General features: G+C 53.9%; 19 protein-coding genes and 2 tRNA genes. All 21 read left to right on the top strand.

Features of this window, described 5'->3' with window-relative positions; translation table 11 throughout:
• The first annotated feature begins 32 nt into the window (after nt 1–32).
• A tRNA-Val gene (locus tag JRI46_05805) sits at nt 33–107 on the top strand.
• 131 nt (nt 108–238) lie between these two features.
• Complete coding sequence (gene thrS / locus JRI46_05800; protein ID MBW2039098.1) at nt 239–1,990, top strand: threonine--tRNA ligase; 1,752 nt, start codon at nt 239–241, stop codon at nt 1,988–1,990.
• A 24-nt stretch (nt 1,991–2,014) separates the two neighbouring features.
• Nucleotides 2,015–2,524 carry a translation initiation factor IF-3 gene (gene infC, locus JRI46_05795; protein MBW2039097.1) on the top strand — a complete coding sequence of 170 codons (510 nt, stop codon included), beginning with the start codon at nt 2,015–2,017 and terminating at the stop codon, nt 2,522–2,524.
• A 59-nt stretch (nt 2,525–2,583) separates the two neighbouring features.
• Nucleotides 2,584–2,784, top strand: a complete 201-nt coding sequence (rpmI, locus tag JRI46_05790; GenBank protein MBW2039096.1) for a 50S ribosomal protein L35 — start codon at nt 2,584–2,586, stop codon at nt 2,782–2,784.
• A gap of 16 nt (nt 2,785–2,800) precedes the next feature.
• Complete coding sequence (rplT, locus tag JRI46_05785; protein ID MBW2039095.1) at nt 2,801–3,154, top strand: 50S ribosomal protein L20; 354 nt, start codon at nt 2,801–2,803, stop codon at nt 3,152–3,154.
• Complete coding sequence (gene pheS, locus JRI46_05780; protein ID MBW2039094.1) at nt 3,147–4,175, top strand: phenylalanine--tRNA ligase subunit alpha; 1,029 nt, start codon at nt 3,147–3,149, stop codon at nt 4,173–4,175. The genes rplT and pheS overlap by 8 nt, the downstream gene beginning before the upstream one ends.
• Nucleotides 4,176–4,186: 11 nt before the next feature.
• On the top strand, nt 4,187–6,586 hold the full coding sequence (locus JRI46_05775) for a phenylalanine--tRNA ligase subunit beta (GenBank protein ID MBW2039093.1): 2,400 nt from the start codon (nt 4,187–4,189) through the stop codon (nt 6,584–6,586).
• A gap of 20 nt (nt 6,587–6,606) precedes the next feature.
• Nucleotides 6,607–6,882, top strand: a complete 276-nt coding sequence (locus JRI46_05770) for an integration host factor subunit alpha (protein ID MBW2039092.1) — start codon at nt 6,607–6,609, stop codon at nt 6,880–6,882.
• An 18-nt stretch (nt 6,883–6,900) separates the two neighbouring features.
• Complete coding sequence (locus tag JRI46_05765; protein MBW2039091.1) at nt 6,901–7,254, top strand: MerR family transcriptional regulator; 354 nt, start codon at nt 6,901–6,903, stop codon at nt 7,252–7,254.
• Nucleotides 7,255–7,286: 32 nt separating this feature from the next.
• A tRNA-Pro gene (locus tag JRI46_05760) sits at nt 7,287–7,363 on the top strand.
• A gap of 64 nt (nt 7,364–7,427) precedes the next feature.
• On the top strand, nt 7,428–8,168 hold the full coding sequence (gene surE, locus JRI46_05755) for a 5'/3'-nucleotidase SurE (GenBank protein ID MBW2039090.1): 741 nt from the start codon (nt 7,428–7,430) through the stop codon (nt 8,166–8,168).
• Between the two features lie 22 nt (nt 8,169–8,190).
• Nucleotides 8,191–8,979: a 3-oxoacyl-ACP reductase FabG gene (locus JRI46_05750; protein ID MBW2039089.1), complete on the top strand. Its 789-nt coding sequence runs from the start codon at nt 8,191–8,193 to the stop codon at nt 8,977–8,979.
• A gap of 97 nt (nt 8,980–9,076) precedes the next feature.
• A complete protein-coding gene (locus JRI46_05745) occupies nt 9,077–10,177 on the top strand; it encodes a fructose 1,6-bisphosphatase (GenBank protein ID MBW2039088.1) in 1,101 nt (366 codons plus the stop codon).
• Nucleotides 10,178–10,206: 29 nt separating this feature from the next.
• On the top strand, nt 10,207–11,523 hold the full coding sequence (gene miaB / locus JRI46_05740; GenBank protein MBW2039087.1) for a tRNA (N6-isopentenyl adenosine(37)-C2)-methylthiotransferase MiaB: 1,317 nt from the start codon (nt 10,207–10,209) through the stop codon (nt 11,521–11,523).
• Nucleotides 11,524–11,540: 17 nt separating this feature from the next.
• Entirely contained in the window at nt 11,541–12,026 is a 486-nt protein-coding gene (locus JRI46_05735; GenBank protein ID MBW2039086.1) for a bifunctional nuclease family protein, read from the top strand.
• Nucleotides 12,027–12,321: 295 nt separating this feature from the next.
• Nucleotides 12,322–12,981, top strand: coding sequence for a histidinol phosphate phosphatase domain-containing protein (locus JRI46_05730; GenBank protein MBW2039085.1), 660 nt, complete (start codon nt 12,322–12,324; stop codon nt 12,979–12,981).
• Complete coding sequence (locus tag JRI46_05725) at nt 12,960–14,045, top strand: histidinol-phosphate transaminase (protein MBW2039084.1); 1,086 nt, start codon at nt 12,960–12,962, stop codon at nt 14,043–14,045. The genes JRI46_05730 and JRI46_05725 overlap by 22 nt, the downstream gene beginning before the upstream one ends.
• A complete protein-coding gene (locus JRI46_05720; protein ID MBW2039083.1) occupies nt 14,027–14,695 on the top strand; it encodes a (d)CMP kinase in 669 nt (222 codons plus the stop codon). Before JRI46_05725 ends, JRI46_05720 begins: the two co-directional genes overlap by 19 nt.
• A gap of 3 nt (nt 14,696–14,698) precedes the next feature.
• Nucleotides 14,699–15,538: a 4-hydroxy-3-methylbut-2-enyl diphosphate reductase gene (locus tag JRI46_05715; GenBank protein MBW2039082.1), complete on the top strand. Its 840-nt coding sequence runs from the start codon at nt 14,699–14,701 to the stop codon at nt 15,536–15,538.
• 534 nt (nt 15,539–16,072) lie between these two features.
• Complete coding sequence (locus JRI46_05710) at nt 16,073–17,824, top strand: 30S ribosomal protein S1 (protein ID MBW2039081.1); 1,752 nt, start codon at nt 16,073–16,075, stop codon at nt 17,822–17,824.
• Nucleotides 17,821–18,996, top strand: a complete 1,176-nt coding sequence (gene nifS, locus JRI46_05705) for a cysteine desulfurase NifS (GenBank protein ID MBW2039080.1) — start codon at nt 17,821–17,823, stop codon at nt 18,994–18,996. The genes JRI46_05710 and nifS overlap by 4 nt, the downstream gene beginning before the upstream one ends.
• Nucleotides 18,997–19,170 lie beyond the last annotated feature (174 nt).

The raw sequence follows: 19,170 nt of genomic DNA, 5'->3' as shown, positions 1-19,170 counted from the left end.
GAAATTGATATCAAAAAAGGGATTTTTTGCATAGGCACGTAGCTCAGGGGGAGAGCGCTACCTTGACGCGGTAGAGGTCGACGGTTCGAAACCGTCCGTGCCTACCATATGTCTTTATTTTTCATGGGGAAAAGGAAGGGGTTTTTCTTATCTCTATTTTTTAAAGATGGAAAAGGCATCATTAATTTTTTTAAATTAATGATGCCTTTTATTAGTTTTTTTTGATAAAATTCCAAAAATGTTTAATAATTCTGTAGTTATGAAAAAAGAAGAGGGCGATTTCCTTGCCAGGATGAGGCATAGTGCGTCCCATGTGATGGCCCAGGCGGTACAGGAGCTCTTCCCCGGGACCAAACTCTCCATAGGACCCTCCACGGAGGATGGTTTCTACTATGATCTCGACTATGAAGGCACCTTCTCCCCTGAAGACCTCCCCAAGATCGAAGCCCGGATGAAGGAGATCATTGCCCAAGACCTCCCCTTCATATGCGAGGAGGTTTTCAAAGAGGAGGCCCTCAAGTTTTTTCAAGAGAGGGGGGAGGTATATAAGGTAGAGATCCTAAGGGGTATAGAGGATGAGCGGGTGACCCTCTATCGACAAGGTGACTTTGTCGACCTCTGTCGCGGCCCCCACCTCTCCTCCACGGGACATATAAAGGCATTCAAGCTCCTCAGCGTAGCAGGTGCCTATTGGCGTGGTGATGAGCGCAACAAGATGTTGCAAAGGATATATGGCACCGCCTTCCCCACCCAGGAGGAGCTGGATGCCTATTTGACGAGGTTGGAAGAGGCCAAGAGGAGGGATCACCGGCGCCTGGGGCGGGAGCTTGATCTCTTTAGCATCAATGAGGAAGCAGGGGCTGGTCTGGTCATCTATCACCCGAAGGGGGCCCTTTTGCGTTCCATCTTAGAGGAGTTCGAACGACGAGAACACCTCAGGAGGGGATATCACCTCGTCATCGGTCCTCAGATCCTGAAGCTGGATCTCTGGAAGAGATCAGGGCATTTTGACAACTATAAGGATTATATGTACTTTACCAAGGTAGAAGATCAGGAATATGCCCTCAAACCCATGAACTGCTTGGCCCATATGCTCATCTATAAATCGAGGCAGCGCAGCTACAGGGATCTACCCATCAGATATTTTGAATTGGGGATAGTAAATCGCCATGAGAGGTCGGGCGTCCTGCACGGTCTTTTGCGGGTGAGGGAGTTTACACAGGACGATGCCCACATCCTCTGCCGGCCTGACCAATTGCACGATGAGATCAGGGGCATCCTCAACTTCGTCAAGGATGTAATGGCCATCTTCGGTTTTTCTTATGAGTTGGAGCTGAGCACTAGGCCGGAGAAGTCCATCGGGAGTGATGAGGACTGGGAAATGGCTACCAAGGCATTGATGGATGTCCTGGATCAAGGAGGTCTTTCCTATGAGGTCAATGAAGGAGAGGGGGCATTCTACGGGCCAAAGATCGATGTAAAGTTAAGGGATGCCTTGGACAGGAGGTGGCAGTGTGCCACCATCCAGTGTGATTTTACCATGCCCGAGCGCTTTGACCTCACGTATATAGGTTCTGATGGGGGAAGGCACCGTCCGGTGATGCTTCACCGGGTGGTTTTGGGGGCCATGGAGCGTTTTATCGGCATCCTGATTGAGCATTATGGCGGAGCCTTTCCCATCTGGTTGTCCCCGGTGCAGGTGACCATCCTGACCGTCACGGATAGGAACATCCCCTATGGGGAAAAGGTCTACCAGCGCCTGTGGGAAGAAGGGGTTAGGGTGGAGCAGGACTTTCGGAACGAAAAATTGGGCTTCAAGATCAGGGAGGCCCAATTGCAGAAGGTCCCCTATATGCTGATTATCGGCGATAGGGAGCAGCATTCAGGGACCGTAGCCCCCAGGAGGAGGGATGGGGTGGATATGAAGGGGATGGCGCTGGAGAGATTTTTGGCCTTGATACGAGAGGAAGGCAAGATTCCAGGAAGCTAATCTACTGTAAGGAGGTGAAAGGAGATAGAGAAAAAGGAGGTCCGAGTCAACAGGAATATCAGGTCCCCCCAGGTAAGGGTCATAGATCCAGGGGGGGAGCAGATGGGGATTATGTCCCTGCATGAGGCCTTGGAACAGGCGAGCAACTTTGGTTTGGACTTAGTGGAGGTTTCCTCCAAATCGGATCCTCCCGTATGTAAGATTATGGACTATGGAAGGTATAGATACCTCCAGAGCAAAAAGGCCCACGAGGCCAAGAAGAAGCAGGCGGGTGGTCAGTTAAAAGAAGTCAAGATGAGGCCGAAGACAGAAGAGCACGACATACAAGTTAAGCTCCGGCACGTCGAGCGTTTCTTGAAGGGGGGATACAAGACGAAGATCTCAATTGTCTTCCGGGGGAGAGAACTGGCCCACAAGGATCTGGGAGAACGGATGATGGAGAAGATCATTGAGGAGACTAAGGAGTGGGGGGTGGTGGAGCACCCTCCCAGGTTCGAGGGGCGAAGCATAGTGGTGATCTTGGCCCCTATTTAAGAATATGATAAACTGGGTCTTCTCTTTGAATAAGGAAAAGGAGATAGAGGAGGTTAGTCGTGCCAAAACTGAAGACCAAGCGGGGGGCAGCGAAGAGGTTCAAGATCACGGGGTCTGGGAGGAAGGTCAAGCGACACAAGGCCTTTGCCAACCATATCCTTACCAAGAAGAGCCCTAAAAGGAAACGGATCTTAAGGGCCCCTGATCTCGTGCATGGTGTCAATGTGAAGTTAGTAAAGAGATTGATCCCTTATGGGTAGATAGGAGGAGTTTGTCATGCCGAGGGTCAAAGGAGGAGTAAGGGGGGCCCGCAGAAGAAAGCGGATCCTCAAGATGGCCAAGGGATATCAAGGGACGCGAGCAAAGCTTCTGCGCAGTGCCCGCCTGGCAGTGGAACGGGCCTTACGCTATGCCTACCGCGACCGGCGGGTCAGAAAGAGGGAGTTTAGAAGGCTGTGGATTGTGAGGATCAATGCCTCGGCCAGGGCCCAAGATATGACCTACAGTCGTTTCATGGAGGGACTGCGCAAGGCCAATGTCTCCCTAGACAGGAAGGTCTTAGCAGATATGGCAGTTCATGATGCCGAGGGCTTTGCCGATCTTGTCAGGATAGCTAAGGAGAATGCCTAATTCTTTCGAAGAGGCCCTGAAGTCTATTCGCGAATCGGCGCAGAGGGAGCTTGCCCAGGTGGACACCGAGGAGGAGGTATCCCAGATAAGGATAGACTACCTGGGTAGAAAGGGAAAACTTACCCTCCTGCTCAGGGGCCTACGGGAACTTCCCTCTGAAGAGAGGCCCAGGGCCGGAGAGCAGGCCAATACACTCAAGGCTGAGCTGGAGAGGAAGATCGAGGGACTCCTTGCCCGCCTCCGTGAGGAGACAAAGCAGAGGGTGCTGTCACAGGAGAGGATGGACATAACTCTGCCTGGAACCCATCTGCAGCGGGGGAGGCTTCACCCCATCACCCAGGTGATGGCCCAGATGGTGGATATATTCACTAGGATGGGCTTTCAGGTAGCGGAGGGGCCTCAGGTAGAGTTAGATTATTACAATTTTGAGGCCCTTAACATCCCCCGCGATCATCCTGCACGGGATATGCATGATACCTTTTACTTCTCCGAAGAGGTATTGTTGCGGACTCATACCTCCCCTGTCCAGATCAGGGTGATGGAGAGCCAGCGCCCCCCTATCCAGATCATCGCCCCAGGGGTCGTCTACCGAAGGGACTCCGATGTATCACACACCCCCATGTTTCATCAGCTAGAGGGGCTCATGGTGGACGAAGGGATCTCCTTTGCCCACCTAAAGGGGGTGCTGACCTTTTTAATCCAGCAGATGTTCGGAGAGGGAACCCCTTTGAGATTTCGTCCCAGTTTTTTCCCCTTTACAGAGCCCAGTGCCGAGGTGGACATTGGGTGTGTCATCTGTAAGGGTGAGGGGTGTCGCGTCTGTGGGGGGACCGGCTGGCTGGAGATCCTCGGGGCTGGGATGGTCGATCCCGATGTCTTCCGAACAGTGGGTTATGACCCCGAGGAGGTAACAGGTTTTGCCTTCGGCATGGGGATAGAGCGGATAGCCATGCTGAAGTTTGGCATAAATGATATCCGTCTCTTTTTCACCAATGACCAGCGCTTTCTCAAGCAGTTTTAGAGCCGATGAGGGTGGGTTTCAATTGGTTAAAGGAATATGTAGATTTTGACTTAAACGCCTCTGAGCTTGCCGAACTCCTCACCATGGCCGGTTTGGAGGTGGAAGGTGTAGAGGAGGTGGGCCCGGATTTGAGGGGGGTAGTGGTGGCCCAGATTGTCTCCCTCTCCCCCCATCCCCAGGCCGATCGACTCACCCTCTGTCGGGTTAGGGTGGGAGAGGAGGTCTATCCCATTGTCTGCGGTGCCCGTAACATGAAGGAGGGGGACAAGGTGGCCCTGGCCTTAGTGGGGGCTGAATTACCTCAAGGGGTGAGTATAAAGAAGGCAAAGATCCGGGGGGAGATCTCCGAGGGGATGATGTGCTCAGAGGCAGAGTTAGGGCTTTCCACCAGCTCTGAAGGGATCATGATCCTGCCCCCTGAGGCCCCGGTAGGGGCCCCCTTGATGGATTTCCTCAATTTGAGGGATCACATCCTTGAGGTCTCCCTTACCCCTAACAGGGGGGACTGTCTGAGCATGATCGGCATGGCTCGGGAAGTAGCCGCCTTGACAGGGGGGAGGTTTCACCCCCCCACCTCGCAACTCCGTGAGGGGCAAGAGCAGGTAGATGATTTTGTTCGGGTCTCTGTCCTGGACCCTGATCTATGCCCCAGGTACTCAGCCACGTTGATCAAAGGGGTGCGGGTAGGTCCTTCTCCCCTTTGGTTGCGGACCAGGCTGGAGCGGGCGGGTGTGAGATCCATCAACAACGTGGTAGATGTGACCAACTACGTCATGTTGGAGTATGGTCAGCCGCTCCATGCCTTTGATTTTGACCGGCTGGAGGGGGGGCAGATCGTGGTGAAGAGGGCGGGCGAAGGGGAGACCTTTGTTACCCTGGATGGACTGGAGAGGGTCTTGGACAAGGATACCATCATGATCTGTGATGCGGTCAGACCTGTGGCCATCGGGGGGATCATGGGGGGGTTGAACTCTGAGATCCAGGAGGACACCTCTCGGGTACTCCTGGAGAGCGCCTATTTCTCTCCTGCGGGGATAAGGCGTGCCTCCAAGGCCTTGGGCCTGCAGACGGAGTCTTCGTATCGGTTTGAGCGAAGGGTTGATCTCGAGGGGGTGCTGCCTGCCTCCCTGCGGGCGAGTGCCCTCATCGCTGAGCTCGCCGCAGGGGAGGTGGCAAAGGGGGTTATTGATTGCTATCCTTCTCCCCTGCCCAGATCTGAGATCAGGCTGAGGTTGGCTAAGGTCAACACCCTGTTGGGGTTGAGACTGGAGCGGCGGGAGGCAAAGGAGATCCTGGGGCGCCTCCAAATGGAGCTCAAGGAGGATAAGGGTGAAGAATGGATGGTTTCTCCCCCAACCTACCGAGGCGATATCACCAGGGAGATAGATCTCATCGAGGAGATAGGGCGTATCAAGAGATACGATCTTATCCCGGTTCAGATCCCCAAGGTGTGGATATTGCCCTTCAAGAGGCGCAGGGAAGAGGAGCTGGAAGAGCGGGCCAAGGAGGTGCTGGTTGGTCTTGGATTCTATGAGGTGATTACCTACAGCTTTATCTCCCCCCAATCCCTTCAGGCCCTGAGATTGCCCAAGGATGACCCCAGGCTGCACCCTTTGGCCATCCTCAATCCCCTTACAGAGGAACAATCGGTGATGCGGACCACGCTGTTGCCGGGGTTGCTGGAGATATCTAGGTACAATTTGAGCCATAAGAATACGGACTTAAAGGTCTTTGAATTAAGGGAGGTCTATCACCCCCAGGAGGACGAGAGGCTCCCGGAGGAGAGGAGGACTTTGGCAGGGCTGATAATGGGTATCTTTGCGGGAGGGGGATGGAATGTCCCCCCCAAGGAGGTGGATTTCTATGGTGTCAAGGGTTGTGTGGAGAGGTTGCTCTTTGAGCTGGGGGCCCCCTTTCCCACTTTTACCTCCGCTGAGGGGATACCCTACCTTCACCCAAGTAAGGGGGCGGTCGTAAAGGTGGAGGCAGAGGGGGTAGGGGTGTTGGGTGAGATACACTCTGAGGTTGCCAAGGCCTATGAACTCCCATCCGGAGTATATATCTTTGAACTCGATCTCCCCTGCCTGCTGGAGCACTGCCGCAGCGGGATAAAATTTACCCCCCTTCCCAGGTTCCCATCTGTGGCCAGGGATGTGGCGGTGGTAGTGAATGAAGAGGTGAGAGCTGGAGAGATAACGGAGGTTATTAGGGGGGTGGGGAACAGGTTTATGGAATCGGTGGAGGTCTTTGACTGCTATCGGGGCGCTTCTATCCCTCCAGGGCAGAAAGGGTTGGCCTTCAGGATAAGGTATCGGTCGCCAGAGAGGACCTTGACCGATGAGGAGGTGAACGGATTTCATCAAGAGGTATTGGAGAGGTTAGAGGAGGTCGGTGGGTTGATGATCAGGTAGATAGTAAAGGAGGTGAGGGAATGACCAAGGCTGACATCGTGGAGGCTGTCTATGAAAAGGTGGGATTTTCCAAGAAGGAAACGGCTCAAATGGTGGAGATGGTCTTCGAGATCATTAAAGAGACCCTAGAGCAGGGAGAGAAGATCAAGGTCTCCGGTTTCGGCAACTTTGTGGTCAAGGAGAAGAGGGCGAGAAAGGGGAGAAATCCCCAGACAGGGAAGGAGATAGAGATCTCCGAGCGAAAGGTCTTGACCTTCAAGCCGAGCCAAGCCTTGAAAAGATTGTTGAATGCTTAAAGGTCCTTTCCCGTGGTGATGGGAAAGCTTGTTCATCTTGATAAGCTTTATTATCGTATTGGTGAGGTCAGCCGCATCACGGGGGTAAAACCCCATGTGCTGAGGTACTGGGAGCAGGAGTTCAAATTGCGCCCCCAAAGGCTGGGAGGGGCGCAGCGATACTACAAACAGGAAGACCTGGAGATGATCCTCACCATCAAAAAGCTCCTTTATGAAGACAGGTTTACTATTGCGGGGGCCAGGAAGAGGATCCAAGAGTTGAGCCGCCGCAGGAGGGGGCAATTGGAGATGGAGTTTTTAAAGGAAGGCTACAAAGAGGTCTTGCGGGATGTCAAGACGAAGTTGAAGGAGATAAAGGAGACACTTGACTAAGGAAAGGGAATCTGCCATGATAGATCTTGGTGCGGGGCGTAGCGCAGTCTGGTAGCGCACTGGTATGGGGTGCCAGTGGTCGGAGGTTCAAATCCTCTCGCCCCGACCATCCTTGAACGACGTTTCTAGATTTTATTCCCTCTATCGTTTTCCTTCTGTCCTATGAACTGAAAATGAAGATTTTGGTTACCAATGACGACGGTGTTTTCTCTGAAGGACTACGCATCTTGGCCCAGAAGATGGAGGTCTTGGGGGAGGTTTATATAGTGGCACCGGACCGAGAGCGAAGCGCCGTCGCCCATTCTTTAACCCTCCATCGTCCCCTGCGGGTGGAAGAGGTCTCCCCGCGGGTCTATGCGGTGGATGGAACGCCGGTGGATTGTGTCAACCTTGCAGTCTATGGCATCCTCAGGGCACACCCCGACCTCGTCGTCTCAGGGATAAACCAGGGGCCCAATTTGGGAGAAGATGTGGTATATTCAGGTACGGTCTCAGCCGCCTTTGAGGCCACCTTCCTGGGGATACCCGCCTTTGCCATCTCGCTGGCCTCCAGGAAGGACTTCAAGTATCAGGTGGCGGCCAACTTTGCCCTGAAGGTGGCCAGATATATCATACAGGTGGGGCTTCCCAAGGAGACCTTTTTAAACATCAACGTCCCCAACGTGGAGGAGGATGATATACACTCTTACAAGATCACCCGCCAAGGCAAGAGGGTCTTCGGGGATGCGGTGGTGGGAAAGGTCGATCCTCGGGGCAAAAAGTACTATTGGATAGGGGGCGAGGAACAGGGATTTCAGGAAATAGAGGGGACGGATTTTCACGCCATAGCTAACCATTATATTTCTGTGACCCCCTTATGCATGGATTTGACCAACGACTCCGCTGTGATAGAGCTGGAGGGGTGGAGGCTATAGTACTCGAACAGGAGGGAGAAAGATGAGGTTGGCAGGAAAGGTTGCTTTGGTCACAGGGGCGGGAAGGGGGATGGGCAGAAGCTATGCCCTTGGGCTGGCCAAGGAGGGGGCGGCAATAGCAGTCAATGACCTCGAGGCAGACGAAGCTGCAAAAACGGCCAAAGAGGTAGAGGCCCAAGGCGGCAGGGCCCTGACCCTGGGAGGGGATGTATCCAAGAGCCAAGACGTAGGGCTTATGGTCAATGAGGTTACGAGGGCCTTGGGAAAGGTCGATATCCTCATCAACAACGCCGGGGTCAACCCCTTCATCCTCCCTGCCGAGCGGATAGGGGAGGAAGGTTGGGACCAGGTTATGGATGTCAACTTGAAAGGGGTATTCCTCTGTTGCCAAGCGGTCTTTCCAATGATGAAGGATCAGGGAGGAGGTCGGATCGTAAACATATCCTCCCAGGCAGGCCTCTTTGGTGAACAAGGTCTGCTACCTTACTGTGTGAGCAAGGCAGGGGTACTGGCCCTCACCAGGGTCTTGGCCTATGAATGGACTCAGTACGGGATCTATGTGAACGCCGTTGCCCCCGGTTTTATCGCCGGGGGGATGAATGAACCCATCTTGGGGAAGACGGAGCTGGTATCAGCCTTGGCGGGGAGAGTGCCGCTGAAGAGGTTCGCCGATCCCGAGGAGGTGGTCTCGGTGGTGATATTCCTCTGCTGTGAGGAGGCGAGCTATATCAATGGGGCAACCATTGTGGTGGACGGGGGGATGACCGGTTACCCCCCCAACCCCATTATTGATTTGCTCGGGCGGAAATGAAAGTCATTTCCCTTTATACCGAGGCAAAAAGGACTAAAATATACGTATGGGATAAGATTAAACGAAGGAGAATAAGAGCAGAAAGGAGGGAAAGAGTATGAAGATCACTTTGAGTATCATCAAGGCCGATATAGGGAGTATAGGGGGGCACATCAAACCCAGCAAGCAATTGCTCGAGAGCGTTAGGGAATTTGTGGATAACAACGGCAAGGGTCTGATAGATGACTTTTATGTGAGCCACACCGGAGACGATATAGCCCTGCTCTTCTCCCACCAAAAGGGGACGCTGAATGAGGATGTCCACAAGCTGGCCTGGGAGGCCTTCCTGGCAGGGACCGAGGTGGCCAAGGAACAGGGCCTCTACGGTGCTGGGCAGGACCTATTGAAGGATGCCTTTTCCGGCAATGTCAAGGGCATGGGGCCCGCGGTGGCGGAGATGGAGTTTGAGGAGAGGCCCAATGAGCCCTTCCTCTTTTTTGCCGCGGATAAGACCGATCCCGGGGCGTATAACCTGCCTGTCTTTCTCGCCTTTGCCGATCCGATGTTTTGCCCTGGCCTGATGTTGAGCCCCTCCATGGCCAAGGGGTTTAAATTCACCATTATGGACGTGGCATACACCGAGGGGGACAAGATTATAGAGCTGAATGCCCCCGAAGACCTCTACGATATCGCTGCCCTTTTGCGGGACACCGAGCGTTTTGTGATCGAGAGCATCCACTCCCGCAATACAGGAGAGATAGCCGCTTCGGTGAGTACCTCCCGCCTGCACAACATTGCGGGGAAATATACAGGAAAGGACGACCCGGTGATGCTTGTAAGGGTCCAAGGGAGTTTTCCTGCCACAGGTGAGGTCCTCGCACCTTACAGCATCGGGCACTATGTGGCAGGGTTTATGAGGGGGAGCCATACCGGTCCCCTTATGCCCTTGTGCATCAACTCCCCGGTCTCATATTTTGACGGCCCCCCGATGGTGTCATGCCACGCCTTCTGTGTCCATAATGGCAAGTTCACCGAACCTGCCGACGCCTTTGATCACCCCTTCTGGGACTATGTGCGGGAAAAGGTGGCGAGAAAGGCCGTCGAGCTGAGAGAACAGGGATTTTCTGGGATGGCCATGCTCCCATACAGTGAGCTGGAGTACGGCGGGATTGTGGAGAAGATGAAACGCCTGGACAAACTGTTCAAGGTTCGAGGTTAGGGAAAGGGGCGGGGATCATCCCCGCCTTTTTGGTTATGGGAAAGTTGGTCTACATCAAGACCTTCGGTTGTCAGATGAACGAGCACGACTCCGAGCGCATGCTCGCCCTATTGGAGGGGTGTGGCTATCAGGGGACACAGAGATGGGAGGAGGCCCACCTGATACTTGTAAATACCTGCACGGTCAGGGAAAAACCGGAGCAGAAGGCCTACAGCATATTGGGACGTTTCCAGAGATTAAAGGAGAAAGGCCCTGGCATGATATTGGGCGTGGCTGGCTGTTTGGCCCAACAGGAGAGGGAGCGAATGTTGACCAGATTTCCCTCTCTCGACTTTGTCCTTGGGCCCGGTAAGAGCCACCACCTCCCAGAGGTCTTGAGAGAGGTGGAGAAAGGGCGCAAGGGGTTGTGCGAGGTGGGCTTTGAGGATCACCCCTCCATGGGCGTCCTCCTTCCCAGCGCCAAGCAGCTGCGCGCCTATGTCACCATCATGGAGGGGTGCGACAATTTCTGTAGTTATTGTATTGTCCCCTATGTGCGGGGGAGGGAGCGGAGCCGACCAAGCCGCGAGATCCTGACCGAGATAGAGACCTTGGTCCAGATGGGGACAAAGGAGGTGACCCTTTTGGGCCAAAATGTAAACTCCTACGCTAAAAGTGATCCAGATGAGTTGACTTTCCCCTGGCTGTTGTCTAAAATAGATAAAATTCAAGGGCTGGAGAGGATCAGGTTCACCACCTCCCATCCCAAGGATCTCACCGAGGAGCTCATTGAGGCATTTGCGAGGTTAAAACGGCTATGCGAGCATATTCACCTCCCCTTTCAGGCGGGATCCAACGCAGTGCTGGAGAGGATGAACAGGGGTTATATGAGGGATGAGTATTTGGCCAAGATCAGGAGGTTGAGGGAGGTAGCCCCCAACATCAGCATTACAGCTGATGTAATGGTGGGCTTTCCAGGGGAGGGAGAGGAAGACTTCGCCCAGACCCTGGATCTTTTGCAGGAGGTAGAATTCGACGGGCTCTTTTCCTTTAAGTACTCCCCCCGCAAAGGGACAAGAGCAGCCCGTTGGAGGGATGATGTGTCCCCTGAGGTGAAGCAAAGGCGTCTGGAGATACTACAGGGGCTCCAGCGGGGGACAACCCTGAAGAAGAATAAGGAATTGGAGGGGAAAGTAACAGAGGTCTTGGTGGAGGGGTACAGCCGGAACTCCCCCCAGGAGATGATGGGCAGAACTAGGTGTAATCGGATCGTCAATTTCCCCGGAGGGTCCGAGTTGGTGGGAGAGTTGGTCAGGGTGAAGATAGGGGAAGGTTTGCCAAACTCCTTGCGAGGAGAGCTTTGTTGATAAGGAGGAGAGAAGGAATGTTTAGGGAGATGAAGGTAAGCGGCTTGACGGTAGATCCTTTTACTAATACCCCCATTGTGTTGCTAAAGGATTTGGAGGAGAAAGAGGTCGTACCGATTTGGATAGGATTTTTTGAGGCCAGCGCCATCGCCACCCAATTGGAGAAGGTCCAGCTCTCCAGGCCAATGACCCATGACCTGATGAAGAATGTCTTGGACACCTTAGGGATCAAGGTCATCAAGATAGAGGTCAATGACCTGCGGGAAAATACCTTTTATGCCATCATCCACCTAGAAATGGATGGGGCACAATACGCCATCGACGCCCGGCCCAGTGACTCCATTGCCTTGGCCCTGAGGACCAATTCCCCCATCTATGTAGAGGAAGAGGTGATCGAGAAGTCGAGCAAGATAGATCTGCGCCAGCATAAGGAGGGAGAGGAGGAACTGGATGAAGTCCTGGAGGGCCTCTCCTCCAAGGACTTTGGCAAATATAAGATGTAGGGGATAGGGGTGACTCTTCCTCAGGCCCTCGACTCCTTGGCCCCTTTTTAGCCACTTTTTGGGAGAAGGGCCTTTTTGTTTACTGTGAAAATGCCTTTTCACGGTAAACAGAGCTTTGAAGCGGTTATGAACCCTGAAGGTCGTCTCTCCAGGAGGCTGCAGAGACAGGTCAAAGACCTGTTAGGGGAGTTTGAGGGGGTTTACCCCCTCAAAGATGGTTCCCAAAAAGGAAGGACGCATTTTTCATCAGCGAGGGGTGATGGCAAACCCTCATGAGGGTTTGGGGATATGATCTATGATAGACCTACACACCCATTCCTTGTTTAGCGATGGGGAGCTTGTCCCCACTGAGCTGGCCAGGAGGTTTGAGGTGGCTGGCTACCGGGCCCTGGCCATCACCGACCACGGTGACCTCTCCAATCTTGAGCTGATCATTCCACAGCTCGTGGTCTTTTGTGAGGGGATCAATCGTCAGGGTGGGATAAAGGTGATCCCGGGGATCGAGCTGACCCACGTCCACCCTGCGACTATACCGGAGTTGGTTAGCAGGAGCAGGGATTTAGGGGCCAAGCTGATCCTGGTCCACGGAGAGAGCATAGTGGAGCCGGTAGCGCCAGGGACCAACAGGATGGCCATAGAGGCCTGTGCGGACATCCTGGCCCACCCAGGCTTGATCACAGAGGAGGAGGTCTTATTGGCCAAGGAGTATTCCGTATACCTCGAGCTGACCTCCCGCAAGGGTCATTCTTTGACTAACGGTCATGTGGCCAGGCTGGCCCAAAGGATAGGGGCCTCCTTGGTGCTCAATAGCGATGCCCATGCCCCTGGCGATATCTGGCCAGCAGCTCGCCTGCAGGAGATCGTCCTAGGGGCTGGCCTTATGGAGGAGGATTTCCAAAAAATGATGGAAAATGCAGGACAAATTGTGGAGCGATGTCTGACCTCAGGGAGATAGTGCCCGACTATATCCTGAGTCTGCCTCCCTACCCCAAGGGGAGGGAGTGGCGGGGAGAGGAGGATATCATCCGCCTCTCAGCCAATGAAAACCCCCTGGGACCCTCCCCAAAGGCCTTGGATGCTATAGCCCAGGCCCTGAAGGGCCTTCATCGATACCCCGATGGGACAGGGAGAGACCTCAAGGAGAAGCTGGCACAGAAGTTGGGACTCTCTCCTGACAACATCATCCTGGGCAATGGTTCCAATGAGGTCATCGAGATGGCCACAAGGATCTTCTTAAAGGGGGGTGAAGAGGTATTGTTGCCTGAGCCCACGTTCGCCTATTACAGGATTGCCGCCCAGGCCCAAGGGGGTGATTGTGTCCCAGTTCCCCTCAGGGATTTTAAGATCGATTTGGCGGGGATGGCCAAGAAGTTGAGCCCTAAAACCAAGCTGATCTTTTTGAGCAATCCCAACAATCCCACAGGGACCACCTTTACCCGTTCAGAGTTCAAGGACTTCCTGGCCGATCTTCCCTCCCAGGTGGTGGTCCTTGTAGACGAGGCCTACGGCGAATATGTGACGGCCGCCGATTATCCCCTCTATCAAGATTACCTGCAGGGAGAAAGGTGGGTCATCACTACCAAGACCTTTTCCAAGTTCTATGGACTGGCGGGTCTCAGGATAGGGTATGGGATAGCCCGAGAGGAGCTGATAGAGCAGATGGAGAAGGTGCGGCAACCCTTTAGCGTCAATTTTTTGGCCTTGGTGGGAGCTGAGGCCGCCCTAGAAGATGAGGAGCACGGGGAAAAGACGACCCGAATGAACGAAGAGGGGAAGGAGTATCTTTACGGGGAACTGGCCCGTCTAGGCCTTTCTTTTGTCTCCAGTGCGGCCAATTTTATCCTCGTTTCATTTGGGTTCCATACTCCCCGACTGGTGGAGGAGCTCCTGCAGGAGGGGATAGTAGTGCGGAGCATGGAGGGGTATGGCCTTGGGGAGTATTTAAGGGTTACCATAGGCCTCCCTGAGGAGAACAAGAGGTTTATCCAGGCCCTGGAGAGGTGGCGAAAAGGCTCTTAATAGTCATTGATGGCCCGGCCGGGGCCGGTAAGAGCACGGTGGCCCGTATACTGGCCAGGAAGTTGGGATATAGATATCTCGATACCGGTGCCACCTATCGGGTAGTGGCCCTGAAGGCCAAGCAAGAGGGGGTAGGCCCCGAGATGACCGAGGAGTTGCGCAGGTTGTGTGCCCAGATCGAGATAAGGTTTGAAGATACACAGGAGGGACAGAGGGTCTACAGCGACGGCAGGGATGTCACCGAAGACATTAGGACCCCTGAGATAAGCATGATGGCCTCCAGGATCTCCCAGGAAAGGGTGGTCAGGAAGGCCATGGTGGATCTGCAGAGGAGGTTGGGAGGCCCGGGGGTGGTAGCCGAGGGGAGGGATATGGGGACGGTGGTCTTCCCTCAGGCAGAAGTCAAGTTTTACCTGGACGCCACCCCCCAGGAGAGGGGTACTAGGAGGCATAAAGAGCTCCTGGACAGAGGGACCTCCCCCATTCTCTCCCAGGTAATAGAGGAGACCATCAAGCGCGACCAGGACGACCAGAACAGAGAAATCGCCCCCTTGCAGATGGCACAGGATGCCATCTACATAGATTCCACCGGGATGAGTGCAGAGGAAGTGGGGGAGAGGATGCTGGTGGAGATCGAGGAGAGGCGCTAATCAATGCAGGTGGTGGTGGCTGATAGCGCAGGCTTTTGTTTTGGGGTAAAGAGGGCCATCAAGATGGCCTTTGCTGCAGCCCGGAGGTCTCCTAACCCGATCTATTCCCTGGGTCCCCTGATACACAACCCCCAGGTGGTGGGGAAATTGGAGGAGGTGGGGGTAAGGGTCATGGAGGATCTGGATACGGTGCAGGATGGCACGGTGATCTTTCGCTCTCACGGGGTCACCCTGGAGGAGACGAATTTGGCCCGAGAACGAAGGCTGAAGATAGTGGATGCCACCTGCCCCTTTGTCAAGAAGGCCCAGAAGTATGCCTCCTCCCTCAGCACAGGGGGGTATCTGGTGGTGATCGTAGGGGATAAGGGTCATCCAGAGGTCCGGGGCATCCTCAGTTACATAAAGGGGGAGGGATTGGTCACCGAGTCCGCCCAGGGGCTGAGGACGCTGTCAGGGGTGAAGAAGTTGGGGGTGATAGCCCAGACCACGCAGTCCTACAAGAACTTTCAGGAGGTGGTGTCCCAGGCCCTACTGGTGGCCCGGGAGGTCAGGGCCTTTAACACCATCTGTGACGCCACCCATATCCGCCAGCAGGAATCAGTGAAGCTGGCCCAAGAGGTGGACTGTATGATAGTCATTGGTGGTTATAACAGCGCCAATACCACCCGGCTGGCGAACCTCTGTCGGCAGGTACAGCCCAATACCCATCATGTAGAGACTGAGGGGGAGCTTGGCCTCTCCTGGTTTAAGGAGGTGCAAAGGGTGGGGATTACCGCTGGCGCCTCTACCCCCAGTTGGTTGATCGATAGGGTAAAGGGGGACGTGGCGAAGATCGCCCCGTAATTCAATAGTTCTCCCGCCTTAACTTAGTGGAATTGAGAAGGTTCAAGGAGGTTAAAATGAAGGGTTCTAGGATTCCAGGATTCTAGTGTATTTCACTCGACCACTGGACCCCTTGGCCCCTGGAACCCTATGATTTGAATCCTCCAATACTTGGTCCCTTTTGGGCGACTTTTTTGGAGAAGAGCCAATTTTTATTTTTGGTTTTTCTTCTTTTTTGTGGTATATAAGTTACCGTGGAAATACTTCACGGTAAATTGAGCCTGAAAGAGATTTTGGCCCTTAAGGTTTTTCAAACTTACTTCAGGGAGCTTCGCCCCCTGAAACCCCCAAAAGGTATCTCCTCTTTGGGGGACTGGGGACCAGAGACCCCCAGAGGGACAGGTCGTAGGCCTGTCGGGGGAGATTGAGGGGGCCGTGCCCTCTCAAAGTGAAGTTCAAATAAGGGAGGGCGGTATTTTCATGGGTGGGGGAGAAGGTAAACCCTCATAAGGGTTTAGGTTCTATGGGGAAAATATCTTAGGGGGTGTAGGGTTAATGGAGGAAAAAAGGGAGATAAACGATGAACAACCAAATGCAGTGCAGGGGGATAATGACCTGCGTGAGTTCTACGAAAAGACCTTCCGGGAGATAGAGGAAGGGGAGATCATCAGGGGAAGGGTGATCGAGGTGGGGAAGGACTTTGTGACCATCGATGTGGGTTATAAATCGGAGGGGCAGATATCAGTGTCTGAGTTTTACACCCGGGAGCGCACACTAGAGGTGAAAGAGGGGGATGTGGTTGACGTCTATCTGGAGCGAAGGGAAGATGAAGAGGGGATGATCATCCTCTCCAAAGAGAAGGCTGACAAGATGAAGGTCTGGGATGAGGTCAGCCGGGCATGTCAGAGAGGGGATGGGGTGATTGAGGGAGTCGTGGTCTCACGGGTAAAGGGTGGTTTGACGGTGGACGTGGGGGTCCCCGCCTTTTTACCGGGTTCCCAGATCGATCTTCATCCGGTGCGGGATTTTGATAAGCTCATCGGCAAGAGCTTCAAGTTTAAGGTACTAAAGTTTAATCGCCGGCGAGGGAATATCGTGCTGTCCCGCCGGGCCCTTCTGGAGGAGGAGAGGGAGACCCTGAGGAAGGAGACCCTGAGCAAATTATACGTGGGGGCGGTGGTGGAGGGGACTGCCAAGAGCCTCACGGACTACGGGGTCTTTATCGACCTGGGGGGGATAGATGGATTGTTGCACATTACCGATATCTCATGGGGGAGGGTGGGTCACCCCTCCGAACGCTTTTCCATTGGAGATCGGATCAAAGTGCAGGTAATCAACTTCGATGAGAATACTGGGAGGGTATCCTTGGGCCTGAAACAGCTTACCCCCGATCCGTGGAGCTTGGTGGAGGACAAATACCCTGTAGGTTCCAGGGTGAGGGGAAGGGCGGTAAGCATCACAGACTATGGGGTCTTTGTGGAACTGGAGGAAGGGATGGAGGGCTTGGTGCATGTTTCAGAGATGTCGTGGACCAAGAAGATCAGGCACCCCTCCAAGTACGTAAATATCGGCGACATCATAGAGGCGGTAGTATTAAACCTAGATACGGAGAGAAGGCGTATCTCCCTTGGGATGAGACAGGTCGAGCCCAACCCCTGGGATATCATTGAGGATAAGTACCCCGTGGGTACCAAGATCGTAGGACAGGTCAAGACGGTGACTGATTTCGGAATCTTCATCGGGATGGATGAGGGGATCGATGGCTTGGTGCATGTTTCAGAGATGTCATGGACCAAGAAGATCAAAAACCCTGCCGATATTTATAAAAGAGGGCAAGAGGTAGAGGCCATCGTCCTGAAGATAGATAAGGAGAACGAGAGGTTTTCTTTGGGGGTAAAGCAGCTTCGGCCAGATCCATGGGAGATGGCCCCGCAAAAATATAGGGTGGGGCAGGTGGTCACCGGGAAAATCACCGGCCTCACCGAATTTGGGGCCTTTGTAGAGTTAGAGGAAGAGTTAGAGGGTTTGATCCATGTATCTGAGCTCGGCACAGGCTCGGAAAAGGTGGAACGCCCCTCTGATGTCCTGAAGGTCGGGGACACTGTCACCGCTATCATCCTGAGTATCGATCATAAAGAGAGAAAGATAGGCCTGAGCATCAAGGGGCTGATGCGTAAAAGAAAGAAGGAAGAGATGAAGAGGTATATGGGGGGTGAGGAAGAGATCACCCTCAAGCTAGGGGAGGTAATCCAGGAGAAATTGCAAAAGAACCGCTCCCACCAGGGGAACGAGGATAAGGAGGAATGAGGGAGGTATATGTCGACAACAATGCCACCACCCGCGTGGCGCCCGAGGTCTTGGAGGAGATGCTCCCTTATTTTTGTGACCTCTACGGGAATCCCTCCAGTGTCCACCGCTTTGGCGGTAAGGTAGGAGAAAAGGTAAGGGAAGCCCGAGAGCGGGTGGCCGACCTTTTGCAGGCCCATCCCGACGAGATCGTCTTCACAAGCTGTGGCACCGAGAGCGACAATGCGGCCATCAGGGGTACTCTTGCTTCCTATCCCGAAAAAAGGCACATCGTGACCACCAAAGTAGAGCACCCCGCCGTGTTAAACCTCTGCAGATATTTGGAGGGGAAGGGGTATGAGGTGACCTATTTGTCTGTAGATAACAAGGGGATGGTCGATCTGGATGAGCTCAGGGAGGCTATCACCGATGATACAGCTCTCGTGAGCATTATGTACGCCAACAATGAGACCGGGGTTATCTTCCCCATCGAGGAAGTAGGGGAGATCGTCAAGCAGAGGGGGATAGTGTTTCACTGCGATGCAGTGCAGGCCGTGGGGAAGATCTCCACTGACATGCGATCCAGCACCATCGACTTGCTCTCCCTCTCCGGACACAAGCTCCATGCCCCCAAAGGGATTGGGGCCCTATACATGAGAAGGGGGGTTGGGTTTGTCCCCTATTTCATTGGCGGACACCAAGAAGGGGGGCGCAGGGGAGGAACGGAAAACGTCCCCTCCATCGTCGGTTTGGGAAAGGCCTGTGTGCTAGCCAAGGAGACGATGGCCGAAGAGCAGCAGAGGATAGAGGCCCTACGGGATCGGTTGGAGAAAAGGATTTTGGAGAGGGTACCCGGCGTCTTAATCAACGGGCATCGAGCGAGAAGGCTTCCCAACACCACCAATATGAGCTTTGAGGCGGTGGAAGGGGAGGCCGTCTTGTTGATGTTGAGTGAGGAGGGGATCGCTGCCTCTTCGGGTTCTGCCTGTAGCTCAGGAGAGCCAGAGCCCTCCCATGTCCTCATGAGCATGGGCGTCCCCTATGCGGCCATTCACGGTACCGTCCGCTTCTCCCTCGGCAGGTATAATACCGAGGAGGAAATAGATTATATTTTGGAAAAACTTCCCCCCATCATCCAAAGGCTACGAGAGATTTCCCCCGATTGGTCCGAGGGGAAAAGGGCTGCAGGTTAGGCCCAGATATCCGTCCATCCCACTTTATGATTGACATTTCCGTTTGCCTCTTTTATAATTCAATTAATGAATTCAATTTTTGAAAAATAGAAAAAATGGGGACCTTTAAGGAGATCAGGGAACTTGAACTTCTGGAGGACTTGTCAGAAGAGTCCGAGGCCCGTCAGGTAGATC

It is taken from the genome of Deltaproteobacteria bacterium, assembly GCA_019308925.1.
In the GTDB taxonomy this organism is placed as follows: domain Bacteria; phylum Desulfobacterota; class B13-G15; order B13-G15; family RBG-16-54-18; genus JAFDHG01.
The sequence above is the reverse complement of the archived record's forward strand: the minus strand, read 5'-3'. Positions and strand labels throughout refer to the sequence as shown.